Below are 25,825 nucleotides of genomic sequence, written 5' to 3' on the forward strand. Positions count from 1 at the left end.
ATCACGTCATAGCAGTTCTCATAAATCGATTGTAAAATTTGAAAATTTTGATTAAAATCTCTAAAAACAGGAAATTGCTGTTCTTTTGACGATAATGATTCTTGCCTCAGCGGTTTGCGCTTCCAAAACAACCTGCGAAACAACAAAACAATCTCCTTTCCCAAGAGCAAGGCCCAATTTTAAGACATCGTAAAAGCCAATAATCATTTTTTCCAAATTCCAGCTTTTTTAGTCCTGAAGACTTAGATCCCTTGCCACGACTAAAATGAATTGCTATCCAATACATTCCATGTATCAATAATCAATATTTGTGTATCGAATGACAAACAATAACAATCAGCATAGAGAGCCACAAGACGGGCAGTAAATCAGGCCCCTTTGATGAACCGGCCTATTTTCCTAAGGAAAGGAGAAGCAAACATTAATCGGTCAGATTTCTATAGTCGGCCCAATGTACAACTTGTATTGCAAACGTCCAGTTTTGTCGCAGGGTTTATGGTTTGGGTGATTCTTTCTTCCCTGATTCCGTTTATCAAGGAAAGCATATCCCTGACTTCCAATCAACAGGCATGGGTTACAGCAGTCCCGGTCATATTAGGCTCCTTGTTGCGTGTCCCGTTTGGATATTGGACCAACCGGTTTGGTGCCAGACGAATGTTTACAATAGCCTTCCTCATTCTGCTGCTGCCCGTCTATTACATCAGTGTCGCGGATTCATTTCTGGATTTGTTGGCGGGAGGGATGTTGTTGGGGATTAGCGGGGCGATTTTTTCGGTAGGTGTAACTGCGCTCCCCAAGTACTACCCCAGAGAGAGACACGGCTTTATCAATGGAATCTACGGAGCAGGAAACATCGGTACCGCTGTAACCGCTTTCTTTGCTCCGATAGTGGCCAAACAGCAGGGCTGGGCTGCAACAGTCAGACTTTATCTTGTACTGATTGCTGCGGTTGCTTTGCTCAATTTTTTGGCGGGAGACCGGAAAGAGCGGAAATCCGGCATTCCGCTGATGGAACAGATCAAGGGCGTATACCGCAATGAAAAGCTCTGGCTGCTGTCCTTGTTTTATTTCATCACATTTGGTTCGTTTGTGGCATTTTCCGTGTATTTGCCCAATTTTCTGGTAACCCATTTTCATCTGGACAAAGTCGATGCCGGCTTTCGGACGGCGGGATTCATCGTAGTGGCTACATTACTGCGGCCTGTTGGAGGATGGCTGGGAGACAGATTTAATTCGTTTCAGATTCTTATGTTTGTTTTCGGAGGTTTGATGGTGGCAGCCATTCTGTTGTCCTTTATGCCGCATCTGCCCCTTTTCACGGTCGGCTGTTTGGCGGTTGCTACCTGTGCGGGGATCGGAAATGGAACGATTTTCAAACTGGTACCGCTGTATTTCACCAAGCAGGCTGGCATTGTCAACGGTGTAGTGGCGGCGATGGGAGGATTGGGCGGTTTTTTCCCGCCGATCATCCTTACATTGCTGTTTAATTTGACCGGGAATTATGCGATCGGATTTATGGCCCTCTCGGAATTTGCTTTGGCCAGCCTGATCCTGGTGATCTGGATGTATTATCAAGAAAAGTTGGACCTGAAAGACCGCATTTTTGAACATACGGTGGAAGGAATCGTGGTGACGGATCCGAAAGGGGTCATTCAGGTGGTGAATCCTGCGTTTACGTCAGTGACCGGATACGAACCGAATGAAGTAATCGGCAGGAATCCCAATATCCTAAAATCGGGCAGACATGACCGGCAATTTTATGAAAACATGTGGGAGTCATTGGAGAAAAACGGGTATTGGCAAGGCGAGATCTGGAACAAACGTAAAAACGGAGATATTTATTTGGAATGGCTGACGATCAGCGCCATCAAAAACGAAGGGGGAGAAGTGAAATATTACGCGGGAACGTTCAGTGACATCTCGGAGCACAAACAAGCGGAAACACTGATTAACGCCAAATACAAACACAAACTGAAAAACAAGACAGGCTGCTGACGAACTTGTGTCGCAGCAGCCTGTACGTTAACAAAACAATAGGTTTTCCTCCTGTCAGGTTCCCTCTTGCCGACAATATCCCCTTTATCTCATCTACCAGAGTACGCATAGGGTCATGATCCCGCTTCAGCAGGGGGGCTGTCTCCGAAGAGTCGGGGTTGTATCAAGGAAAATTCAGTGAATAAACCCAACTTTTTGGGAAATACAACTACTAGGCTCTTAGTGAAAGGAGATCAGCATGAGCAGAAAAATCTCTCCCTTGTTGAAAAAACTCAGATATTTCGGGCAATCGCAAGAGATTGCAAGCCATGCCGAACTGTCACCCTACGAAAGGGATTCGGAAAAAGTCTATCGCCGCCGTTGGCAGCATGACAAGGTGGTTCGTTCCACCCACGGGGTGAACTGTACAGGATCCTGCAGTTGGAAAATTCATGTGAAGGACGGAATTATCACCTGGGAAACCCAGCAGACCGACTATCCGACCACAGGTTCGGATATGCCCGAATACGAGCCGCGGGGCTGCCCGAGAGGGGCGAGTTTTTCCTGGTATATCTACAGCCCGCTGCGGGTTCGCTACCCGTATGTGCGAAGCGCTCTTCTCCGATTGTGGAGAGAGGCGATGAAAGAGACCGGGGATCCGGTTGTAGCATGGAAATCAATTGTAGAAGATCCGGAGAAAACAAAACGGTATAAGAAAGTGCGGGGAAAAGGAGGATTCGTGAGAGCCGATTGGGATGAAATCAATATGATGATTTCCGCCGCTCTGATACATACCATCCGACAATACGGTCCGGACCGCATTTTCGGGTTTTCGCCGATTCCCGCCATGTCCATGGTCAGCTATGCGGGCGGTGGACGATTTCTGTCGTTGTTGGGAGGATCGTTGCTAAGCTTTTATGACTGGTATGCGGACCTTCCACCGGCAAGCCCGCAGATTTGGGGAGAACAGACAGATGTTCCGGAAAGCTCGGATTGGTTTAATTCCAGTTATCTGCTGGTCTGGGGATCCAACCTGCCACAAACGCGAACGCCAGATTCCCATTTTATGGTGGAAGCTCGCTACCGGGGCGCCAAGGTGGTCGCGGTCAGCCCGGATTATGCCGAGTTTGTCAAATTTGCCGACAACTGGCTGGCGATAAACCCCGGCATGGACGGAGCACTGGCGATGGCGATGACGTATGTGATTTTGAAAGAGTTCTATGTGGAGAAGCAGACCGGGTATTTTACCGACTATGTCAAGAAATACACGGATCTGCCGTTTTTAATCACACTGCAAAAAAGAGGCGACCAGTATGCGGCCAACCGCTTCCTTCGCGCCAGCGATCTGGGGCTGGCCTTGACGAATGCAGAATGGAAAACGGTTGTCTGGGACGAGAAGTCCAAACAATTTGCCGTTCCCAACGGCACCATCGGTCATCGTTGGGATCAGGACGGAAACTGGAATCTGCATCTGAATGATTCGGACAACCAACTGACGGGAATCGAACCGGCTCTTACCTTGCTGGGATGCGAAGACCGGATCGTAACCCTTGGGTTTCCCCACTTTGAGCAGGAAGAAAGAACTATTCTGCGGCGTTCTGTTCCGGTCAAGGAGATTCGACAAAACGGGAACACCCTTTACGTTACAACCGTTTTCGACCTGCTTTTGGCAAAAACGGGAGTATCTCGCGGACTACCGGGCGATTACCCGCAAGATTATGACGATCCGAAGCCTTATACACCCGCCTGGCAGGAGGCCATTACGGGAATCGACCGGAAGCTGGTTGCGCAAATTGCCCGTGAATTCGCTCGGAATGCAATTGATTCGAAAGGCCGCTCGATGATCATTATGGGCTCGGGCATCAACCACTGGTATCATTCCGACTCTATCTATCGGACAATCTTGAATCTGGTTCTGTTAACCGGTTCGCAGGGGGTGAACGGAGGGGGCTGGGCCCATTATGTGGGCCAAGAAAAGGTGAGGCCGCTGGAAGGATGGCAGACGGTGGCGATGGCTCGTGATTGGGGCGGACCGCCTCGGCTGCAAAACGGTACGTCATTTTTCTATTTTGTAACAGAACAGTGGAAATACGATGACCAGGCGATGGCAGAGCAGATTTCGCCCCTGTTTGGCCAGCCTCGCTACAGGCATGCCGGGGACTATAATTATTTGGCGGCCCGGCTCGGATGGTTGCCGTCATATCCTCAGTTCGACCGGAATCCAATCGAGATGTTTGACCAGGCCCAAGCGACAACGGATGAACAAGCGGTTCAATACGCAGTCAAACAGATCAAGCAGGGCAGTCTCAAGTTTGCCATTGAGAATCCGTCGGACCCGGTGAACTTTCCGCGGATCATGTTTGTATGGCGGGCCAATTTGATCGGCAGTTCGGCAAAGGGACATGAATATTTTCTCAAACATCTGCTGGGCACCCATCATGCAAATCTGAGCGGACAGAGCTTCGATTTGAAAACCGATGAAATCCAATGGTCGCAAAACTCGCCGGAAGGAAAGCTGGATCTGCTGATCAATCTCGATTTCCGCATGTCCGGCACGGGCCTCTATTCGGATATCGTGTTGCCAGCCGCCACTTGGTACGAGAAATACGATATCAGCAGTACCGATATGCACCCTTTCGTGCATCCGTTCAATCCGGCTATCGCACCGCCGTGGGAAGCTAGGTCCGATTGGGATTTTTTCAAAAAATTGGCCCGTACTTTTTCTGAGCTAGCTCCCAGATATTTCGAGACTCCCGTTAAGGATCTTGTTGCCACTCCCCTGCTGCATGACACGCGGGATGAGATCGTACAGGCATTTGGGCTGATCAAGGATTGGAAAAAAGGAGAAAACGAACCGGTTCCCGGAGTGAATTTTCCCCATTTGCATGTGGTGGAGAGGGACTATTCAAAATTATATGATAAATTTATCTCCCTCGGTCCGATGATCAAAGAACAGATTGGAGCGAAAGGTCTTGCCTGGCACGCCAGGGAAGAATACGACAAACTGAAGGCGATGCTTGGCACGGCCAACCAGACGTCAGAATGCAAGGAATGCCCCAGCCTGTTCACAGACCGCAATGTGGCGGAAACCATTCTAACCTTGTCCAGTACGACCAACGGCTCGTTGGCAATGAAGGCGTGGGCGGCGATGGAGCAAAAGACCGGACAGAAACTGAGGGATCTGGCGGAAGAACGGGCGGAAGAGCACATCACCTTCCAAGAGATCACCGCACAGCCGAGAAAAGTGATCTCCTCACCGGTGTTCAGCGGGACGGAAACGGGAAACCGGCGCTATTCCCCGTTCACCACCAACGTGGAACGGCTAATCCCTTGGCGGACTTTGACGGGCAGACAGCATTTTTATCTCGACCATGAAATAATGCTGGAGTTTGGGGAAGAACTGCCGACTTTCAAAGCCCCTTTGCGCAAGGCTGCCTTTTATGAGATCGACCGGCGCCCCGCAAGCACGGAGAAAGAAATCACCCTGCGCTATTTGACGCCCCATTTCAAATGGTCGTACCACAGCACCTACGGGGACACGTTACCGATGCTGACCATGTTCCGGGGCGGACCGCACGTCTGGCTGAATCATCAGGATGCGGAAGAGGTAGGGATCTCGGACAATGATTGGCTGGAAATGTACAACCGCAACGGGGTGGTGGTGGCAAGGGCCGTGGTGAGTCACCGTCTGCCGAGAGGTGTCGCGTTTATGTATCACGTACAGGATCGGTTGATTAATGTTCCGGGCTCCCCCATCAGCCAACTGCGGGGGGGAACGTTTAACAGCCCGACCCGCATCCATGTGAAACCGACCCAGATGATCGGCGGCTATGCCCAACTGAGTTTTGGCTTCAATTATTACGGGCCGACCGGCAATCAACGGGATGAGAAGGTGATCATCCGGAAGGTGGGACAGGAGGTGAACTGGCTTGAAGATTAAGGCACAGTTCGGCATGGTCATGAATCTTGACAAATGCATCGGTTGCCATACCTGCAGCATCACCTGCAACAACACTTGGACAAACCGGCCGGGGGCGGAATACATGTGGTGGAATAACGTGGAAACGAAACCGGGTATCGGCTACCCGAAAGAATGGGAAAATCAGGACGTCAACAAGGGCGGATGGGTATTGAACAACGGAAGGCTGGAACTGCGGGCGGGGGGGCGTGCGAACAAGTTGCTGCACATTTTTTACAATCCCGATTTGATGCCTATCGACGAGTACTATGAACCCTGGACCTATGACTACGAAAACCTGACTGACAGCCCGGAACGGAACCATCAACCAGTGGCGCGGCCCAAATCACAATTGACCGGTGAGTATATGGATCTTGCCTGGGGACCCAACTGGGAGGATGATCTGGCAGGGGTCTACCAGACTGGCAAACGGGATCCCAATATAATGGTACTGGAAGAGAAAGTGAAATTTGAATTCGAACAAACTTTCATGATGTATCTACCGCGCATTTGCGAACACTGCATCAATCCGCCCTGCGTGTCCTCCTGTCCGTCCGGGGCGATTTACAAGCGGGAGGAAGACGGCATTGTGTTGGTCGATCATAACGCTTGCCGGAGCTGGCGTTTCTGTATGACGGGTTGCCCTTATAAAAAAGTGTATTTTAATTGGAAAACCCACAAAGCGGAAAAATGCACCTTTTGTTTCCCGAGAATAGAAGCGGGACTGCCGACCGTCTGTTCGGAAACCTGCGTCGGACGGCTCCGCTATGTCGGCCTGGTCTTCTATGACTTGGACAAGGTGGAAGCAGCCGCTTCCGTTGCTGATGAAAAGAAACTGTACGAGGCCCAGTTGCGCATTTTTCTGGACCCGCATGATCCGGAGGTCATCCGGGAAGCTCGCAAAGCCGGATATCATGATGACTGGATTGAGGCTGCCCAGCGGTCGCCGGTCTACAAACTGGCTGTCACGCAAAAAATCGCCCTTCCTCTTCACCCGGAATACCGCACCCTGCCGATGGTTTGGTACATCCCGCCGCTTAGCCCGATTATGGGAGGTTTTGAAGGAACACCGGACGGGATTGATCCGCAAGTTATTTTTCCGGCGATTGACCAACTGCGTATTCCAATCGAATATTTGGCCAACATGTTGAGCGCGGGGGACACAGAAGTGATTCGAAAGGTACTGAAAAAGATGGTGGTCATGAGAAGCTACATGCGGGCTGTCAATTTGGGGAAAACACTTGACACGAGCATTCTGGAAGCGGTCGGGTTGACCGAACAGACCGTGCGGGACATGTATGAATTGGCCGCCATTGCCAAGTATTCGGATCGTTACGTGATTCCTTCCTCACACCGGGAGATGGCGGACAACATGTATCTTGGTCAGGGAACGGCCGGGTTTGATTTTATGGAAGAATGCTCTGGTTGTGCAGTCAATCACAGTCTTCCGGATGAGTACAAATTCGGAGTAGAGTATTGGGGAGATAACAGTGGACGAACATCAGAGAATCTTTAAACTGGCTTCCATTTTGCTGCAATACCCGGACCGGGAATGGACCGGAGATGAAGATTTGCGGTGGGAAATTTCCCGTTTGGATAATTTGCCCGTGCGGGAGTTATATCTGCAATTTCTGGAGTACCTGAAGAACACGGATTTTGAACGGCTGTGCGAGATCTATGTCAACACATTTGATTTTGCCGATAAAACCACTCTGTATTTAACCTATAACCTGTTTGGTGACAACCCGGAACGCGGCCCGGCTTTTGTGAAGCTGAAGGAAGAATTTGCAAACGCCGGATGGTTTCTTGCGGAGGGGGAATTGCCGGATTTTCTGCCGGTGGTTCTTGAGTTTGCCGCAATTGCCCGACCGGAACACGCCAAAAAAATCCTTATGATCCATAAACAGGCCATTGACCGGTTGTTAGCCGAACTGGAATCGTCCGACAATCCCTATCGGTGGGTTATGCGCGGATGTGTCCGGGCACTCGATTCCTTTCTGGCAGAAAGAAAGGTTTCTTAGGAAATAAAACAGGGAATGGAGGATTTTCCGTGAGCTTACTTGATCAATTCCTGTGGCTGATTTATCCATACATGATGTTGACCCTGTTTGTCGCTGGCCATATCTGGCGTTACAACACGGACCCATTCGGTTGGTCTGCCAGGTCCAGCGAATTTTTGGAAAAGAGCCGTCTGCGCCAGGCCAGTCTCTTGTTTCACTGGGGAATTGCGTTTGTGTTCTTCGGGCATGTGGCGGGAATTCTGATTCCCAAGCGTGTCTATGAAGCGATCGGGGTAACGGATCGGACGTACCATTTCGGTGCGGTTTGGATCGGCGGGGTTGCCGGAGTGGTCACCGTAATTGGCATCGTTTTGTTTCTTATACGCCGTCTGACAATCCGACGGATTCTGGTCAACAGCGGAAAAAGTGATTTGATTGTGCTGATTCTGTTGGCTCTCGTCATCGTCACCGGCTTTACGAACACAGTTGGGTATACGGCAACTGGGGGTACATTTGATTACCGGGAAACGGTCGGGCCGTGGTTTCGTGGTATTTTAACCTTTCGTCCTGCCACTGAATTGATGCTGGGGGCGCCGGCAGGCTTTCAAATCCATATCCTGACCGCCCTGCTGCTGTTCGGAATATGGCCGTTTACCCGCCTGGTCCATGTCTGGAGCTTGCCGCTTGAATACCTGAACCGGCGTTATGTGGTATATCGCAGCATGCGCCCGAAAAAGTTATAAAAACTTGATCTGCATCAATTTATCAATCATCTGAATCATGGATAGTAAAGGAGGGAGGATCAAACGGCGAGAAGGAGGAGAACTGCATATGGACGAGTTTACATTTAAAGATATGAAACAAATCAAACGGAGTAAATTGGGAAATCAAGTCCCGCTCGAACTGTTTCGCGCGATTCGTTTGATTGGCATGTATCAGGGGCTGCCCATGGGGGGAAAGGGGACCACCGTCACCGTGGGGCGTAAAATCGGCGAAAGCATGCCGGTGACTTCACTGGAGGATTTCACAAAACTGTTCCTGGAGTTAAAAATCGGGATTCCCAAGATTATTCGCCAAGATGACGACGGGATGAGGATTGCTATTGAAGATTGTTTTTGTGAGGGACTGCCTGTATTCAAAGGAAAGCTGGTTTGCGATTTGGAAGGCTCCATTATGGGAGGCGCGCTCAAAAAAATCATGGGGAAACAGGTGGCGGTCCGTGAAGTGAAATGCAATGTGAACGGGGATGAGCATTGCGAATATGAGATCAAATTCTATTGAAATCATGTTGGGAACCTATCAAAACCGCTGTAGCGGTTTGTTTACTCTTTGGCTAGTTGACTTAACCCGGCCGGGTCGAGAATTCGTATTTTTTTGCGATTATTCATTTCCAGAAGCTTCAATGTTTCAAAATGAGCAAGTTTTCGGCTGAGCGTTTCAGGGGTGACACCGAGTAAAGCGGCCAACTCCTTTTTTGCCACAGGCAGCCGGAAAAATTCTTTTGAGAAACCAACTTTTTCATGAAAAAACAGTAAAATTCTCGCCAGCCGGCGTTCCACTCGCAAGAGACTGAGGGCGCCAATCCATTCATCGGATTGGTACAGTTTCTCGCTCATAGCCAGCAGAAGGCGGTAGGTCATGTCCGGATTGGTTTCCAGTATGGACTTAAAGTCTTTTTTGTGAATCAGACAAACGATGGTGTTTTCGAGCATTTCGGCGTTCGCATAATGGTTCTTTTCCAGCAGGAAAGAGAAATGCCCGAAAAAATCCCCCGGAAACAGAAAGCGTATGATTTGTTCTTTCCCGACAGGAGACAGTTTTGTGAGTTTCACCACGCCTTGATGAATGATGTACAAGGTGTCCGAAGACTCTCCCTCGCGAAAAACAAATTCGCCTTTTTTATAGCTGCAGGTACGTATCACACTTTCCAAAGTACTGATTTCTTGTTCGGTTAGGCTTTCGAAAATCGGGACATTGGGAATACAAGAAGATTTGGAATAATAGTTCCCGCAGGACATACACTTCCTCCTCGTCGATTCTGTAATTAAGAATAACTGTAATAAGAATAACAAACCCCCAATCCATCGGTGTGACCTTGATCACATTTCGGATTGGGGTTTTGGGGTTTGCCCTGTTGGAGTCCGTCTCTGTCGGTCGAGGAATTCGCGCAGCACGCGGTTGAATTCCCCCGGTTTTTCAAGTTTGGCCATATGTCCGGCGTTGCGGAGAATCACCAGTTCCGAATTGGCGATATATTTGTGCATGAGCACCTGGATCCAGACGGGTGTGATGAGATCGCAAGCGCATCCAATGATCAGGGTCGGGACTTTGATCTTTGGCAGGAGACGCCGGTTGTCTACCTTGACGCAGGCCGCGACCGTTTCCTTGTAGGCTTTTACTTCCGGTGCGATCGCGCGGTGGAATCTTCGCACGATCGCCTCGTCCCGGGAATACAGGCATGTGAAAGCGGCCAACCGCGTGCGGACCGCTTTTGGCAGAACGTTGAGCCGCCACGTGTAGAGATTGTAAAGCAGGCCTGCCCAAAGATCCGGTACGAAAAAATACGTGCTGACAAGAATCAGGGACCGGCATCGCTCCGGTGCCAGCCGGTAGATCTCCTGGACAACGATTCCCCCCATCGACAATCCGCAGATGTGGGCCGATTCGATTTCGAGATGATCCATTAAAGCCAGCGTGTCTTTTGCGAAATTGTCGATCGAAATGCCTTTGGCGTTTACGGAACGTCCGTGCCCCCGCAAGTCGGGAATGATAAGATCATAAGCGTCGGCCAGGGCGTGTTGGTGTTCCCAGCCCTCCTTGCGCTCCCCCAAACCGTGTATCAGGATGAGCGGTTCCCCTGACCCGAGCCTGTCATAGTGGATCGTGGTGTCTCGAATCGTCGCGCTGAACATGGAAAATTACCTCACTCTACAGGGTGTAAGTAGCATATTCGGACACATCTTCCGTTGTGAAGTCGTCGTATCCGTTATTCCCCATAGCGGAAACGGACAAACGTTTGAATTTGTGAAAATTTTGTAAAGCGGGTATACAAAACGAACATATAAGTGTAAAATACATATAGATGATAATTGAAGGTGATGTTGGATGGCAGAAGGCAAGGAACAAAGTGGACTTGGCGGTCCACCCAAAAACTTTTTGGTGCCGTTTATCCTGTTGCTGCTGCACCGCGTACCCGTTCACGGCTACGAACTGATCCAGAAGCTGACGTCGCTTGGTTTCCAGGCTTTGGACCCCGGAAACATTTACAGGATGCTGCGTCAGCTGGAAAAAGACAATTACGTCCGTTCGGAATGGGACACTTCTTCCGGCGGACCCGCCAAACGCCTGTACAGTCTGACTGAGATCGGCGAGGCGTATCTGCAGACGTATGCGGGAGAACTGGAGCGGTACCAGTCGATGCTGAACCAATTTTTCAGCATGTACACCCGTATGCTCGATCTCTATATGCCTCCCTACCGCGCGGAGGGAGACATGGAGAAAAAGAGTAATAAATCCAAAGCGAGGAGGAATTCCGATGGAAGCGAAGGAGAAGAATGAAATGGAAACGAAATACCGGGTTGATGCGTTTGTTGATGCCGTATGGGACAATTATGAAGCGGGGATGGCGCGTGCCCGCAAACAGCTGCAAGACAGCGAGGATGCGTATCTTAACGCCTGCAGCGCAGCCAGAAAATGGTTTGGCGAACAGCGCGGCAATTTCGAGAATTACGTCAGGGATGTGACGAAAAAAAGCTACGATTTGCTGAACCTGCAGGAAAGCCAATTGGAAACCGTGGTCGAGAAGCTGGAAAACCTCGCCTGGACGCCGTTGAAATTCACGCTGGATCTGATGGAGCAGGCGGAAAAACGCTTTGAAGAAAACAGCAGGGAATTCGTCAAATTCCAGCGCGAACGCCGCAATGCGTGGACTCAACTGGCCGACGAATACGCCGCGATGGCGAAAAACAATCAACGCAGGTTTTTACGCACTCTGGAAGATAGTATTCGTCCGTTTGTGGGAGCGGAACGCTGACTTTTCCGAACTGCGAGATGATCAGGACGCCGATGTTCCGGCGTCTTTTGTCTGAAAAGGAAAAGTCTGCAACTCATCTGTAACCGAGGGCATGTAAAATTCAAACGAATGATCGTTTGGGGAGGTTATTATGCGGTTAAAGGACAAAGTAGCCCTTATAACGGGCGGGGCTAACGGTATCGGCAGGGAAACGGCGCTCCTTTTCGCGAAAAACGGCGCCAAGCTGATGATTGCCGATTTTGACGAGGACGAAGGGCTACAAACGCTGCAAGCGCTTCGCAAGGCGGGGGCCGAAGCCGAGTTTGTCAAAACGAACGTCAGCAATCTCTATGATGTGCGGCAGATGGTGGATGCCGCAGTGGCACGGTTTGCAAGGATCGATGTGTTGGTGAACAATGCCGGAATCACCCGTGACGGGTTTTTGGTGAAATTGGAGCCGGAGCAATGGGATCAGGTGATCGCGGTCAACCTGACCGGTGTATTTTATTGCACACAAGCGGTGGCCAAAGTGATGATCAACCAGGGGTCCGGCGTCATTCTGAATGCATCGTCGGTGGTCGGGCTTTACGGAAATATCGGACAGACGAACTATTCCGCCACAAAATCCGGGGTCATCGGAATGACCCGGACATGGGCGAAGGAACTTGGCCCCAAAGGGATACGCGTCAACGCGGTGGCTCCCGGATTCATCATGACGGGCATGACGGAGAAAGTTCCGGACAAGGTTCTCGAGCAGATGAAGGAAAAAACCCCGCTGCGCCGTTTGGGCCAGCCGTCCGATATCGCGAACGCTTATTTGTTTCTCGCTTCCGATGAAGCCGGTTTTATCAACGGAGCGGTATTAAGTGTGGATGGAGGATTGACTTTCTGATGCATTGCGCGACTGATTGGTTAGACAGCCGATCCCGCCTTACCCCTGACAAGACAGCGATTGTCGAGGCCGACACGGGCGTCCGCCTGACGTACAAACAGTTCAATCGACGGGCCAACCGTCTGGCGGGTTATCTGCACCGCCTCGGTCTCGGGAAAGGAGACCGGGTTGCACTGCTGGCTCCCAACTCTTCCGGTTATTTGGAGCTGCTGTTTGCGGCGGGAAAGATTGGAGCTGTGTTCGTGCCTTTAAACTACCGTTTTTCAAATTCCGAACTGTCTTATGTGCTCCGGGACTGCGGGCCGCGCGTGTTGGTGTATCACGATGCTTACGAGCCCACTGTCGCGGCGCTGCGGAAACAGGCGGAAATACCGGTTGTCCTGAAGGAATCCGAATACCAATCAGTCCTGTCGGAAGCCGGCGAGTTTAACGGATATGCGGAAACGGACCTGGAAGATCCCTGGGCAATCATTTATACCGGAGGCACCACCGGGTATCCGAAAGGGGCGATTTTGTCCCGCCGGGCGATTATCTGGAATGCGATCAACACCATCGTGAGTTGGGGAATCACGGCGCATGACATCACACCGGTATACTTGCCGATGTTCCATACAGGCGGATTGAACGCCCTTGCCACACCCGTCCTGTATGCGGGCGGCACGGTCGTGATCGGCAGAGAATTCGATCCGGTTTCCGTTATCCGCGTGCTGGAACAAGAGAAATGCACAATCGCCTTGTTTGTGCCGACCATGTATCATATGTTGATTCAGACGCCCGAATTTGCGGAAGCGTCGTTTTCCTCGATGCACACGTTTCTCTCCGGGGGAGCTCCCTGCCCGTATCCGGTTTACGAGGCCCTTTGGGTGAAAGGTCTCAATTTCAAAGAGGGATACGGCTTAACGGAAGCGGGGCCCAACAATTTTTACATCGATCCGCAGGATGCCAAACGAAGGATCGGCTCAGTCGGGGTTCCGATGTTCCATAACCGCGTCCGCCTGGTCGATCAAAACGGAAATGACGTGCCGGATGGGGAGACGGGTGAGATCTGGATTGCGGGGCCGCACCTGTTTTCCGGGTATTGGAACAAGCCGGAAACAACATCCGAAGCTCTGGTCGACGGGTGGCTGCGGACCGGCGATCTCGGCAGGCGCGACTCCGAAGGGTACTACTACATTGTGGGACGCAGGAAAGACATGATCATTACAGGCGGCGAAAACGTGTATCCGCTGGAGGTTGAACAATTGCTCCAATCCCATCCGGCGATCAGCGAAGTTGCCGTAATCGGCCTGCCGGATCCGAAGTGGGGAGAGGCGGTCACCGCAGTCGTTGTGACGGCGAAAGGCAGGCACGTGTCGGAAGAAGAGCTGAAAGCGTACTGCACCGGCAAAATCGCCGGCTACAAAATACCGAAGTCGTATCTGTTCGTAGACGAATTGCCCAAAACATCCGTGGGGAAAATCGACAAACAAAGAATCGTGCAGGAATGCAAAAAAATCGGTTGACACCGGCGGCCCTTGCGGAAGTTTCCGCAGGGGCGGTTTGCTATCCTTGAAGTCTTCGTTTCGTATCGACGTCATGGCCAGCCAGACGTTTTTCGAGGGATTTGCGCCAATTTTCCGATAAAGCGTCGACTTCGAGAAGCTGCTTGATTCCTTCCAGGTTGCTATTGTCGCGGTGCATAATGCGGTTTCCAAAGGCAACGGTGACTGCTTTCGGATGGCGTTCCAGAAGCTGCAATACCGGTTTTTCCTCCACCCAACCTTCTTGCAGCACCCGGAAGTAAAATCCTGTGTAACCGGTGTGTTGAATCCGGACTGGTAGATCGGGCGCGTCGTATTTTTTGGCCAGCTTGTGGCAAGGCTGCCGGGGCTGGCTGACTTGGACGATTGCGTCGCCCAAGCGATAAATGTCTCCGATGCAAACGTCCTGCTCCAGCATTCCAGCAACCGTCAGATTTTCCCCGAATGCCGCAGACGGCAAAGGACGCGCCAGTTCCTTTTCCCAATAGGGGTAATGCTCATGGGAATACACGCATACCGCTTTGTCCCGCCCCCCGTGATTGACCAGATCCGCTTGTCCGTCACCGGAAAAATTCGAGAACGACAAATAAATTTTTTCACGGACGGGGGTTTTGAAAATGCCGGTGGAAATTTCCAGCCCCTTGTACTCAAAAGCTGTCGGTTTCCCAACGTTGATCGAGATCACTTGTATGGGCGGCAAAAGCATAGCGCTTCCTCCAAATTCGGTTATTTTCGGGACGGAGTGTATGTTACGGCCCCGCATAATTTACCATACGTAAAATCATAACTTTGTCAACCTTTATGATGATATACAGCCAAAGAGGAGATTTACGCTTTGCAAACGAAAAAGGTATCCGAGACAAATTCGGAATTTTCAGGAACGGGAGAGCTTGAAATGAATCAACAACTCCATGTGCTTTCGACAAAATTGGTTCCTCCCCGTGTCAAAGCGCAATGCTTGCTGCGGCCGCGGCTGGATGATCTGTTTCGGCAGGCGGCCAACTACCCGGTCACGGTTGTGCAAGCGGAAGCGGGGTATGGAAAAAGCACGGCGCTGGCCACCCATTTGTATCCTTTTTTCGACCGGGTTGCCTGGTATACGGTGGAGGAAAACGAACGGGATGCGTTGCTGTTTCTGTACTATTTGATTCATGCGTGCAAGACCATCGATCCGGAAATCGGCGAACGGTCACTCCGATTCCTGGAAGCGGCGGATTCCCCCGTCGTTTCCGTCATTCCCCCTTGCGTGACATTGTTGTTGAACGATTTGCTGGAACGGGCTCCGGACCCCACCCTGCTCGTGCTGGATGACTTGCATGCGGCGGCGGAAGCGCCGGAGGTTCAAACCATCCTGGAGGTGTTGATTCGCTATCTGCCGCCGCAGGTGCATCTCGTAATCGGCACCCGAAACGCGCTGCATCTACCGGCCATTGAACGGTTGCGTTCGACATGCGATTTGTTGGCTGTGGGCAAGCGGGAGCTGTCATTCACCACCGAGGAGATCGAACGGTTGTTTCGGGAGGAATACGGCATCTTCCTCGCGAGTGAACAAATGCGAGAACTGCAGGAACAGACGGAAGGCTGGATTATCGCCCTGCAGATGGTCTGGAAAGGGCTCGAAAGAGGCGTCACCCTGTCCGAATTGTGGAAAGAGCAGCCGGAAACGGAAAGGCAACTGTTCCATTATCTGGCGGAAGAGGTGTTCGACCGGCAACCGGAACTGACCCGCCGGTTTCTTGAACGAACCTGCGTGCTGGAATCGATGGAGCCGGAGGTTTGCAATTTGCTCACGGGACGGTCGGATGCAAGCGACATTCTCTCGCAACTGGAACAAAACGGTCTGTTCGTGACGGAAACGGGGACCGGTCATTACCGTTACCACCGATTGTTTCGGCAGTTTTTGCTGACCCGTTTTTTGCTCGATGGCAGCGAGGAAGAATGGTTTGCGCTGCACCGGCAGGCGGCCGCTTTTTACCGTCAAAAAGGGGATTGCGAGCTGGCTTTGAAACATTATTACGAGGCGCAAAACCTGCAGGCGGTTGCAGAACTGCTGTTGGAACGGGGATCGGAATTTTTGCAGAGCGGCCGGCTGGAACTCCTGAAAAATTGGATCGAACGCCTGCCGAGCGACATGCTGCAGCGGCATCCCAAGCTCCTGTTCTGGCGGGGAGAGATTGACCGCGTCTCCTCCCGGTTTTCGGAGGCGGGCCACTGGTACACTTTGGCGGAGGGCGGTTTTATCCGGCAGGGGGATGTGTTGGGCCGCAGTCGGGTCTACCGCGGTCAGGCGCAATTGTATTTGGATACGATTCAGCCTGCGAAAGCGATCTATTGGCTGAAAAAAGCGGCGGAAGTCTTGGGCGACCACCATCCGGAAGAAACGGCTGCGGTGCTGCGGCTGATCGCGGAAAATCACACCAACAGCGGGCGTTTGCAAGAAGCGGAGGAAGTGTTGAAGCGGGCGAACCGGCTGATGCCAGGCATTCCCAAAGATGAATTGGACATACGGATCCATTTGCGAACAGGCCGGCTCGCTTTGGCGCGGCAATTGACACTTGAAATCATAGAGGAAGAACAGCGGGAAGGGGAGCGTCTGCGCAAGAGAATCGCCAAATCCCACCGGGAAAAGCATCTTTTGCTGTCCCTGATCGACGCGTTCATGGGAGAAGCGGCTTCCAGCCGGCGGAATGCCGAACAAGGCATTCGAATCGGCCGCGAACTGCAGTCTCCTTTTGTCGAGATGGTCGGGCACATCCGGCTGGGACATGCGGCAGTTCTTGCGGGCCGCCTGGAAGAAGCGCGGGAATGCTATCTCCGTTCCATTGAAATGAGCGACAGCTTGAAGGTGGAGCGGGGGAAAGTGGAAGCGCTGATGGGATTGTGCATCGCCCTGGGTCTCGCGGGAGAAGTGGAGCGGGCGGAACGGTATGCGCGGACGGGAGTGGAGCTGGCTCTTGCCGTGCACGACATGTGGTGTGCGAACATGATCCGCCTGTCCCTGGGCCTTATCCGAACCATGTGGGGGCAGTATGAAGATGCGCTGCCCTGGCTGTTGGAAGCGGAAAAAGGGTTCGCCGCCTGCGGGGACCGGTTCTGCCTCGCAAACGTCTTGTTGTGGCTCGCCATTCTTTACCGGAAAACCCGGCGGGAAAAAGAGTTTTCCCGCGTGATGCCGTTTCTTTTGCAGGAAGTGGAAACCGGCGGATATGAGTTTCTGTTTTTCAAAAGAACCTTGTTTGGACCAAGTGATCTGCAGATGATTGTCCCGTCGTTGCTGCAGGCCCGCGATCAACTCCGGCTGAAAACCGCGGACGATCTGCTCAGGCGGATGGGATTGAAAGAAATCCGGAAACATCCCGGCTATACGTTGCAAGTCCGAACCTTGGGGAAGTTCGCCGTCTTCCGGGGAGCGGAAGAGATCGGACGGAAAGAGTGGAAACGGGAGAAATCCCGTCAGCTTTTTCAACTGTTTGTCACCCGCAGGGGGCAATTCCTGCAGCGGGACGAAATCTGCCTTTTGCTTTGGCCGGACGCGGATGAGAACACGGCCAACCGGGATTTCAAAGTGGCGTTAAACGCGTTGATTACCGCCATCGAACCGGAGCGGGAAGCGCGTTCCGAATCTTTTTTCATCGAACGGTTGGACACGGCCTACCGGCTGCAGCAGAGCGTATCGGTCTGGATCGATCGGGACGAATTTGAAGCCCGCGCCGAAAAGGGGCTTGCGCTGGCGGAAAAAGCAAGGCAAACCGGAGCGGAAGCCGCAACAGAAGCCCTGGAAGAACTGGAAGCGGCGATCGCCTTGTACGCAGGGGACTTCCTGCAGGACTACCCGTACGAGGAATGGTGCGCCGACGAACGGGAACGTCTGCGGGGTCTGTATCTCCGCGCGCTGGAAAGAACGGCCCGCATCTATCAGGCCCAGGGAGCCTTGCATGAAGCGATTGGTTGCTGCGAACGCATTCTCGCGGCGGATTCGTGCTGGGAGCCCGCCTATCAAATCTTGATGTCCTGTTACCACCAGTTGGGAAACCGCAATCTGGTGATTGCCACTTACAAAAAATGCGCCGCGCAGATGGAAGACAAGCTCGGCCTGCCGCCGATGCCGGAAACGACGAGACTCTATCAGCGTTTGGTACGGGGGAGCGCGTAACCCGCCTGTAACCCTGCCCTGTTAGGATGGCAGCGGGAGGCGACTCGATATGACAACGATTGGAATCGTCAGCACCGGGGTGTATCTGCCGGACACATTTGAAACAAGCGCGGAGATCGCCGCGAAAAGCGGCATTCCGCAGGAAATTGTGGAAGCGAAACTAGGGATTGTGCGCAAAACGGTTCCCGGACCCGGTGACCACACCTGCCAGATGGGAATCTGGGCCGCGGAGAAAGCGCTGCAACAAGGGAATGTCGATCCCGCTTCGATCGATCTTGTCATCTGGATCGGGGAAGAACATAAGGAATATCCGCTCTGGACGGCGGGAATCAAGCTACAGCAGGCGGTTGGGGCGGTCAATGCCTGGGCGTTTGACGTACAGCAGCGGTGCGGGACGATGGTGATGGCTTTGAAAGTCGCCAAAGACATGATGTTGGCCGATCCCGGTATCCATACGGCACTGCTGGCCGGGGGCTACCGGAACTGCGATTTGATCGACTACAGCAATCCGCGTACCCGCTTTATGTACAATTTGGCCGCCGGAGGAGCCGCCGTCGTTTTGAGGAAAGGCCATACCGCCAACCAACTGTTGGCAAGCCATATCATCACCGACGGTTCCTTCTCGGAAGATGTCGTGGTGCCAGCCGGGGGGACCAAGCATCCGATTACGCCTGAGGCGATCGCGCGGCGGCTCAACTGCCTGGACGTGACAGACCCGGAAGGCATGAAACAGAGGTTGGAGCAGAAATCGATGGACAATTTCCGCAAAGTCATCGAACGCGCTGTCGGGAAAAGCGGCTATACCGTTTCCGACATCGATTATCTTGCGATCCTGCACATGAAGCGATCCGCCCACGACTATGTGCTGCGGCAGCTCGGTTTGCGGGAGGAGCAATCGTATTACCTGTCGGAATACGGCCACATCGGGCAGATCGACCAGATTTTGTCCCTGGAGCTGGGGCTGCAAACGGGCCGGATCAAGCCGGGCGATCTGGTCGTGCTGGTCAGCGCCGGCATCGGCTACGCCTGGGACGCCTGCGCGATCCGGTGGGGATGAAAGGGTACAAGGAACGGGTGTTGATGACCAGGACGTTTGGCCTGGTTTTTTGCATTTTACGGCAAATTGCACCGTTTTGTCCGGGGCAACCGGGCTGTGAAACGAACGCTGAATGAAAATCGGTGAAAATGTTGGTAGAGTCGGTTAAAATTAAACTGAGAAAGAGTTGATGGAAGTCGGCAGGAGGACATCGATGATTACGGGAGAATTAAAAAATAAAGTAGACAAAATTTGGGAGATTTTCTGGACGGGGGGAATTACCAATCCGCTGTCCGTCATTGAACAGTTTACCTACCTTTTGTTTATAAAAGGGTTGGATGAAGTAGAGACAACGAACGAAAAAGAGGCAACGTTCCTCGGTCTTGAGCATGCAGGGATCTTCCCGAAAGACAGGCAGCATTTGCGGTGGAACAGATTCAAAAATCTGGGAGCGGAAGAAATGTATGAAGTGGTGTCCAAGGAAGTCTTCCCTTTCATCAAGAACCTTCACGGCAACAAGGATTCCGCCTATGCCAAATACATGGATGACGCCATTTTTATGATTCCGACTCCGCAACTGCTTGCGAAAATTGTCGACGGAATCGATCATATCCCAATGAAAGACCGCGATACAAAAGGGGATCTCTACGAATATTTGCTGTCGAAAGTCGCCACGGCGGGGACGAACGGCCAGTTCCGCACTCCCCGCCATATCATCAAAATGATGGTGGAACTGATGAAGCCGACCCCTGAAGATATCATTGTGGACCCGGCGGCAGGTTCGGCCGGTTTTCTCGTGGAAGCGGGCGAATATCTCCGCAGAAACCGCAACGATTTGTTTTTGGTGCAAAGTTTGAAAGAACATTTTCACAACCATATGTTCTACGGCTTTGACATGGACCGCACGATGCTGCGGATCGGGGCCATGAACATGATGCTTCACGGCGTTGAGAATCCCAACATTCAATATCGCGATTCGCTGTCTGAACAAAACAAGGACAAAGATCGTTATACTCTTGTCCTGACGAATCCCCCGTTTAAAGGGTCGCTTGACTATGAAGCCGTATCGGCCGACCTGTTAAAGGTTGTGAAAACCAAGAAAACGGAACTTTTGTTTCTGGCGTTGTTCCTGCGTATGTTAAAACCGGGCGGGCGCTGCGCCTCCATCGTTCCGGACGGGGTATTGTTCGGCAGTTCAAAAGCGCATAAGACGATTCGCCAGGAAATTATCGAGAACCATAAACTGGAAGCGATTATTTCCATGCCAAGCGGCGTGTTTAAACCTTACGCCGGAGTATCCACGGCGATTATGATTTTCACGAAAACGGGTGCAGGCGGAACGGATTATGTGTGGTTCTATGACATGAAGGCGGACGGATTTTCGTTGGATGACAAGCGGAATCCGGTTGACGAAAACGACATTCCGGATATCATACAGCGGTTTCATAACCTGGAAAACGAAAAGAACCGGAACCGCACGGAGCAATCGTTCCTGGTGCCGGTGGATGAGATACGGGAGAATGAGTATGATTTGAGTATTAATCGGTATAAAGAGCAAGTATTTGAGGAAATACCATACGCTCCCCCAAAACAGATTTTACAGAAGGTTAAGCGACTGGAAGAAGAAATTATCGAAGGTATGAGGGAGTTGGAGGAGATGTTGGGGTGAAGTTAGGAAAATTAGTGAAAATTGTAGGTGGTGGAACACCAGACCGTAGAAACAGTCAATATTGGAATGGTGAAATAAATTGGATTTCCGTAAAAGATCTTTCGGAAGAAAAGATATACTCATCACTTGAAACTATAACGAGTCATGGATTGGAGAATTCTAGTGCGAAGCTAATTCCAAAAAGAAACATTATAATACCAACGAGAATGGCTCTTGGTAAGGTTGCAATTAACTTTATTGATGTTGCCATTAATCAAGATTTAAAGGCATTGATAATAGAAGACTCTACAAAGTTAGATATTTTTTTCCTTTTTTATTTTTTGAAGAGTAAAGCGAAGTATATTGAATCACAAGGAAATGGTGCTACAGTAAAAGGAATTACAATTGATGTCATCTCCAACTTGGAGGTACCACTTCTTCCACTAAAAATTCAACAAAGAATCGCTTCGGTTTTAGATAAAGCCCAAGAACTCATCGATAAACGTAAAGCCCAAATCGAAGCGTTAGAGCAATTAACGCAAAGTGTTTTTTTGGAGATGTTCGGGGATCCTTACAAAAATACAAAAAATTGGTCTATAATTCATTTGAGTGAAACATGCCAATCTATTAAAAGAGGGAAAACCCCAAAGTATTGTGAAGCTTCGCAAATTAAAGTGATTAATCAAAAGTGTATTTATTGGAATAAATTAGAAGAAAAAAATTGTAAGTTTTATAACGAAGAATTTAGAGATGCTCTTGATGAGGAAGATTTTATAAAAAAAGATGATGTATTAATAAATTCAACTGGAACCGGAACACTCGGTCGAGCCTTAGCAATAACAGATTTAAATGAAAATACTTTTATTGCAGATAGCCATGTTACCGTTGTTAGACCGAAAAGAGGAGAATTAAATCCTGTTTTTCTGGTTGAGCTAGTAAAAAATAGTTACGTCCAGAATGAAATCTATAAAACTTGTGTTAATGGCTCTACTAATCAAATTGAACTCTCTTGTACGAAGTTATCAAAGTTGAAGATCATATATCCTCCTGTTCGGATTCAAAACCAATTCGCGGAAATCGCCAAGAAAGTCGAATCCCAAAAAGAACTCCTCCAAAAAAGCTTAGTAGAACTGGAAAACAATTTCCACTCCCTCATGCAACGCGCGTTTCGCGGGGAATTGTGCAAAGAGTAGGTTCATTCTTGCCATCACCACCGAGAGTTGTTTCGCAACGGAGGGATCTCCTTGGTATCCAACTTCAGTTTTTTAAAAGGAAAACCCCATTACGAAAGCTTCACGGATGCCTGCCTGGAAGCGGAGAAAAGCCTGGTCGTGAGCCCGGCGACGTGCGCGATCCTGACACGCCGGGCGCTTGAACTTGCCGTGAAATGGGTCTACAGCTTTGACAGCGCTTTGCAAGCGCCTTACCAGGACAATTTGTCAAGCCTGATCCATGACCGTGCCTTTCTTTCCATTCTTGACCAGGGACTGCTGCCTTTGCTGCGCTATATCGTCAAACTGGGCAATGTCGCCGTGCATACCAATTCGTCCATTTCCCGGGACGAGGCGATTTTGTCGCTTTACAACCTGCACCAGTTTGTCTCCTGGATCGATTATTGCTATTCGGATGAACATACAGCTGGCGAATTTGACGAATCCTTGCTTCCCGTGGGCGAAGAAAAACGGGAACGGCCGGAAGAATTGCAGGATCTGTACGAACAACTGAGTTCGAAAGACAAACGGCTGGAAGAGATGATCAGGGAAAACGCCGAACTGCGTTCCCTTCTCACCGAAAAGCGGGAAGCGAATACCCGGGAGTATGACTTCCAGGTTGATGAACTCAGCGAATACGAAACGAGAAAGAAATATATCGATCTCGATCTGAAACTGGCCGGCTGGGAATTCAAAAAAGACGTGGCGGAGGAATATCCGGTTCAAGGTATGCCGAATCAGCAGGGAATCGGCTACGTCGATTATGTGCTGTTTGGCGATAACGGAAAGCCGCTTGCTGTCGTCGAAGCGAAACGGACCACCGTGGACCCCAACAAAGGCAAACAACAAGCGAAGTTGTATGCGGATTGCCTGGAGAACCTGTTTGGTCAGCGACCGATCCTATTTTATTCAAACGGGTTTGAAACCTACATTTGGGATGACCTGTCGTACCCGGCGCGAAAGGTGTCGGGCTTCTACAATAAAGAAGAATTAAGCCTGCTGATTGACCGCCGCGCGATGAAGCGGCCATTGCAAAATGTGGTGATTAACGACAACATCGCAAACCGTTACTATCAAAAAGAGGCCGTCCTGGCTGTCTGCGAAGCGCTTGCAAACAAACAGCGCAAAGCCTTGCTCGTGATGGCAACCGGCAGCGGCAAAACCCGTACAGCGATTTCTATCGTCGATGTGCTCACGCGCCATAACTGGGTAAAGAACATTTTGTTCCTGGCGGACAGAAAAACCCTTGTCACGCAGGCGAAAAACAACTTCACCCAGCTGCTTCCCAGTCTGACATTATGCAATCTGTTGGACAACAAAGACAATCCGGAAGAAGCCCGGATGGTATTTTCCACCTATCCCACGATGATGAATGCCATTGACGAGGCAAAGCGAAAAGATGGGAAACGCTTGTTCACAACAGGCCATTTTGACCTGATCATTATTGACGAGTCGCACCGCAGCATCTACAAAAAATACCGTGCGATCTTTGATTACTTTGACGGGATTCTTTTGGGACTCACCGCAACGCCAAAAGATGAAATTGATAAAAATACGTATGAAGTTTTTGACCTGGAAAACGGTGTTCCCACTTATGCGTATGAATTGGAAAAAGCGGTGACGGACGGCTTCCTGGTCGATTACCGAACCGTCGAGACAAAATTAAAGTTTCTGGAAGAAGGTATCTCTTACGACGAATTGTCCGAGGAAGAAAAGGAGATGTACGAAGACACTTTTGACGACGAGATGGGAGACGAGATTTCCAGCGAAGCGCTAAACGAATGGTTATTTAACGACGATACCATTGATCAAGTGCTGAAAATGCTGATGGAAAAAGGGATTCGCGTGGAAGGGGGCGACAAGCTGGGGAAAACGATCATTTTTGCGAAGAACCACAAGCATGCCGTTCGGATTGTCGAACGCTTTGACGCCTTATTCCCGGAATACAAAGGAAACTTTGCACGGGTCATCGACTACAGTGTCAGCTACTACCAGACATTGATCGACGATTTTTCGGATCGCAAAAAAATGCCGCAGATTGCCGTTTCCGTGGATATGTTGGATACAGGGGTAGACATCCCGGAAGTCGTCAACCTCGTATTTTTCAAAAAAGTCCGTTCCAAATCAAAGTTCTGGCAGATGATTGGACGCGGAACCCGGCTGTGTAAAGATTTGCTGGGTATCGGGGAGGATAAGACGCATTTTCTGATCTTTGATTTTTGCGGAAACTTTGAGTTTTTTCGCGCCAATCCAAAGGGAACGGAAGGGAAAATGGTCATCAGCCTGACAGAACGTCTGTTCAACGCCAAAGTGGAGATCATCAAGGAATTGCAGAATCTTGAGTTCCAGGATGAGGAGTATATCAACCACCGAAACGAACTGATTGACGATGCGGTGGGGCATATCCAGGCGCTAGACGACGAAAACTTCCGGGTACGCCAACACATTCAATCTGTACACAAATTCAAGAACCGAAACAATTGGAACTCTCTTACGGTGCTGGATGTCAACGAAATCAAGGAGCATATTTCGCCGATTCTTCCGCCGTATTCCGACGACGAGTTTGCCAAGCGGTTCGATCTGGTCATGTATGCAATTGAATTGGCCAAATTGCAAGCGAAAAACGCAGCGAAACCCGTCAATAGCGTCATTCGGACAGCCGAAGCCTTGTCCAGGCTCGGCAGTATCCCGCAAGTGCTGGAGAAAAAATACATTATCGAGAAAGTGTTGACGGAAGAATTTTGGGAAGAAGCGGATATTTTTGAACTCGAAGCGGTTCGCGAAGCTTTACGCGATTTGATTAAATTCCTTGAGAGAGAAACGCGGCGAATCTATTTTACGAACTTCAAAGACCAGATCTTGGAAGTCAGGGAAGGCGGCTCGATCTACAATGCGAACGACCTTCAAAACTACAGGAAAAAAGTAAATCAATACCTGCACGAACACCGGGATCAAATTGCGATCCACAAGCTTCGAAACAACAAAAAACTGACTGTACAAGACCTGAAAACGCTGGAGGACATTCTGTGGAAAGAGCTCGGTACACGGGAAGACTACCGGCGGGAGTTTGGCGACACCCCAATTACAAAACTGGTACGTCAAATTGTCGGCCTTGACCCGCAGGCGGCCAACGAAGCTTTCTCTGAGTTTCTGTCCAGCGAACGGCTCAATGCCAATCAAGTCAGGTTTGTCAAGCTGATTGTGGATTATGTGGTCAAAAACGGGGGAATCGAAAAAAAGGTACTGCAAGAAGAACCGTTTAAGACGGTCGGCAGCATTGTGGATCTGTTTAAAGATAACATGGAGGATGCCAAAAAAATTATTGGGATCATTGACGAGATAAACAGAAATTCCGAAGACATTGTTGGGGCATAATGTAGTTTTGTTCCAAGAACAACTTCTTGCTTCACATCGGAAAGTT

18 protein-coding genes are annotated in these 25,825 nt (G+C 50.5%); 15 read left to right on the forward strand and 3 right to left on the reverse strand.

Features of this window, described 5'->3' with window-relative positions; translation table 11 throughout:
- Positions 1-420: 420 nt before the first annotated feature.
- The 6 genes from AC4ED1_RS13990 (at position 421) to AC4ED1_RS14015 (ending at position 9,213) form a co-directional block, all read left to right on the forward strand.
- Positions 421-1,995: a nitrate/nitrite transporter gene (locus tag AC4ED1_RS13990; RefSeq protein ID WP_490939704.1), complete on the forward strand. Its 1,575-nt coding sequence runs from the start codon at positions 421-423 to the stop codon at positions 1,993-1,995.
- Between the two features lie 238 nt (positions 1,996-2,233).
- Positions 2,234-5,914: a nitrate reductase subunit alpha gene (locus AC4ED1_RS13995; protein WP_490939645.1), complete on the forward strand. Its 3,681-nt coding sequence runs from the start codon at positions 2,234-2,236 to the stop codon at positions 5,912-5,914.
- Entirely contained in the window at positions 5,904-7,448 is a 1,545-nt protein-coding gene (gene narH, locus AC4ED1_RS14000; protein WP_490939647.1) for a nitrate reductase subunit beta, read from the forward strand. Before AC4ED1_RS13995 ends, narH begins: the two co-directional genes overlap by 11 nt.
- Entirely contained in the window at positions 7,423-7,953 is a 531-nt protein-coding gene (narJ, locus tag AC4ED1_RS14005; protein ID WP_490939649.1) for a nitrate reductase molybdenum cofactor assembly chaperone, read from the forward strand. The genes narH and narJ overlap by 26 nt, the downstream gene beginning before the upstream one ends.
- A 29-nt stretch (positions 7,954-7,982) precedes the next feature.
- On the forward strand, positions 7,983-8,675 hold the full coding sequence (narI, locus tag AC4ED1_RS14010) for a respiratory nitrate reductase subunit gamma (RefSeq protein ID WP_490939651.1): 693 nt from the start codon (positions 7,983-7,985) through the stop codon (positions 8,673-8,675).
- 88 nt (positions 8,676-8,763) lie between these two features.
- Entirely contained in the window at positions 8,764-9,213 is a 450-nt protein-coding gene (locus AC4ED1_RS14015; protein ID WP_490939653.1) for a V4R domain-containing protein, read from the forward strand.
- A gap of 41 nt (positions 9,214-9,254) precedes the next feature.
- Here AC4ED1_RS14015 and AC4ED1_RS14020 read toward each other — a convergent pair whose 3' ends face one another.
- Both AC4ED1_RS14020 and AC4ED1_RS14025 read right to left on the reverse strand, forming a co-directional pair.
- Positions 9,255-9,950 carry a Crp/Fnr family transcriptional regulator gene (locus AC4ED1_RS14020; RefSeq protein ID WP_490939655.1) on the reverse strand — a complete coding sequence of 232 codons (696 nt, stop codon included), beginning with the start codon at positions 9,948-9,950 and terminating at the stop codon, positions 9,255-9,257.
- A gap of 81 nt (positions 9,951-10,031) precedes the next feature.
- A complete protein-coding gene (locus AC4ED1_RS14025; RefSeq protein WP_490939657.1) occupies positions 10,032-10,844 on the reverse strand; it encodes an alpha/beta fold hydrolase in 813 nt (270 codons plus the stop codon).
- A gap of 193 nt (positions 10,845-11,037) precedes the next feature.
- On the opposite strand from AC4ED1_RS14025, the gene phaQ reads away from it, so the two are divergent.
- From phaQ to AC4ED1_RS14045, 4 genes are all read left to right on the forward strand, one after another.
- Positions 11,038-11,490, forward strand: a complete 453-nt coding sequence (phaQ, locus tag AC4ED1_RS14030; protein ID WP_490939659.1) for a poly-beta-hydroxybutyrate-responsive repressor — start codon at positions 11,038-11,040, stop codon at positions 11,488-11,490.
- Complete coding sequence (locus tag AC4ED1_RS14035; RefSeq protein WP_490939661.1) at positions 11,468-11,965, forward strand: hypothetical protein; 498 nt, start codon at positions 11,468-11,470, stop codon at positions 11,963-11,965. The genes phaQ and AC4ED1_RS14035 overlap by 23 nt, the downstream gene beginning before the upstream one ends.
- A 130-nt stretch (positions 11,966-12,095) precedes the next feature.
- Positions 12,096-12,836 (forward strand): 3-oxoacyl-ACP reductase FabG, encoded by a 741-nt coding sequence (gene fabG, locus AC4ED1_RS14040; RefSeq protein WP_490939663.1) that lies wholly within the window; start codon positions 12,096-12,098, stop codon positions 12,834-12,836.
- Positions 12,836-14,338: an acyl-CoA synthetase gene (locus tag AC4ED1_RS14045; protein ID WP_490939665.1), complete on the forward strand. Its 1,503-nt coding sequence runs from the start codon at positions 12,836-12,838 to the stop codon at positions 14,336-14,338. The genes fabG and AC4ED1_RS14045 overlap by 1 nt, the downstream gene beginning before the upstream one ends.
- Positions 14,339-14,378: 40 nt before the next feature.
- On the opposite strand, the gene AC4ED1_RS14050 is transcribed toward AC4ED1_RS14045, so the two are convergent.
- Positions 14,379-15,062, reverse strand: a complete 684-nt coding sequence (locus AC4ED1_RS14050; protein WP_490939667.1) for an MOSC domain-containing protein — start codon at positions 15,060-15,062, stop codon at positions 14,379-14,381.
- 189 nt (positions 15,063-15,251) lie between these two features.
- Here AC4ED1_RS14050 and AC4ED1_RS14055 point away from each other — a divergent pair, with 189 nt between their 5' ends.
- From AC4ED1_RS14055 to AC4ED1_RS14075, 5 genes are all read left to right on the forward strand, one after another.
- On the forward strand, positions 15,252-18,509 hold the full coding sequence (locus AC4ED1_RS14055; protein WP_490939668.1) for an AfsR/SARP family transcriptional regulator: 3,258 nt from the start codon (positions 15,252-15,254) through the stop codon (positions 18,507-18,509).
- Positions 18,510-18,558: 49 nt separating this feature from the next.
- Positions 18,559-19,566, forward strand: coding sequence for a 3-oxoacyl-ACP synthase (locus AC4ED1_RS14060; protein WP_490939670.1), 1,008 nt, complete (start codon positions 18,559-18,561; stop codon positions 19,564-19,566).
- Positions 19,567-19,759: 193 nt separating this feature from the next.
- On the forward strand, positions 19,760-21,214 hold the full coding sequence (locus tag AC4ED1_RS14065) for a type I restriction-modification system subunit M (protein ID WP_490939672.1): 1,455 nt from the start codon (positions 19,760-19,762) through the stop codon (positions 21,212-21,214).
- Entirely contained in the window at positions 21,211-22,386 is a 1,176-nt protein-coding gene (locus AC4ED1_RS14070) for a restriction endonuclease subunit S (protein ID WP_490939674.1), read from the forward strand. The genes AC4ED1_RS14065 and AC4ED1_RS14070 overlap by 4 nt, the downstream gene beginning before the upstream one ends.
- Before the next feature lie 51 nt (positions 22,387-22,437).
- Entirely contained in the window at positions 22,438-25,779 is a 3,342-nt protein-coding gene (locus tag AC4ED1_RS14075) for a DEAD/DEAH box helicase family protein (RefSeq protein WP_490939676.1), read from the forward strand.
- Positions 25,780-25,825 lie beyond the last annotated feature (46 nt).

This window comes from Effusibacillus sp. SKA8 (assembly GCF_058273125.1).

Excerpts from the sequence above, each read along its gene's own strand:
- AC4ED1_RS14020 (WP_490939655.1), bottom strand. The coding sequence starts at position 9,950 with ATGTCCTGCGGGAACTATTATTCCAAATCTTCTTGTATTCCCAATGTC.
- phaQ (WP_490939659.1), top strand. The coding sequence starts at position 11,038 with ATGGCAGAAGGCAAGGAACAAAGTGGACTTGGCGGTCCACCCAAAAAC.
- AC4ED1_RS14065 (WP_490939672.1), top strand. The coding sequence starts at position 19,760 with ATGATTACGGGAGAATTAAAAAATAAAGTAGACAAAATTTGGGAGATT.
- AC4ED1_RS13995 (WP_490939645.1), top strand. The coding sequence starts at position 2,234 with ATGAGCAGAAAAATCTCTCCCTTGTTGAAAAAACTCAGATATTTCGGG.
- AC4ED1_RS14045 (WP_490939665.1), top strand. The coding sequence starts at position 12,836 with ATGCATTGCGCGACTGATTGGTTAGACAGCCGATCCCGCCTTACCCCT.
- AC4ED1_RS14055 (WP_490939668.1), top strand. The coding sequence starts at position 15,252 with ATGAATCAACAACTCCATGTGCTTTCGACAAAATTGGTTCCTCCCCGT.
- AC4ED1_RS14035 (WP_490939661.1), top strand. The coding sequence starts at position 11,468 with ATGGAAGCGAAGGAGAAGAATGAAATGGAAACGAAATACCGGGTTGAT.
- AC4ED1_RS14050 (WP_490939667.1), bottom strand. The coding sequence starts at position 15,062 with ATGCTTTTGCCGCCCATACAAGTGATCTCGATCAACGTTGGGAAACCG.
- fabG (WP_490939663.1), top strand. The coding sequence starts at position 12,096 with ATGCGGTTAAAGGACAAAGTAGCCCTTATAACGGGCGGGGCTAACGGT.
- AC4ED1_RS14015 (WP_490939653.1), top strand. The coding sequence starts at position 8,764 with ATGGACGAGTTTACATTTAAAGATATGAAACAAATCAAACGGAGTAAA.
- AC4ED1_RS14025 (WP_490939657.1), bottom strand. The coding sequence starts at position 10,844 with ATGTTCAGCGCGACGATTCGAGACACCACGATCCACTATGACAGGCTC.
- AC4ED1_RS14060 (WP_490939670.1), top strand. The coding sequence starts at position 18,559 with ATGACAACGATTGGAATCGTCAGCACCGGGGTGTATCTGCCGGACACA.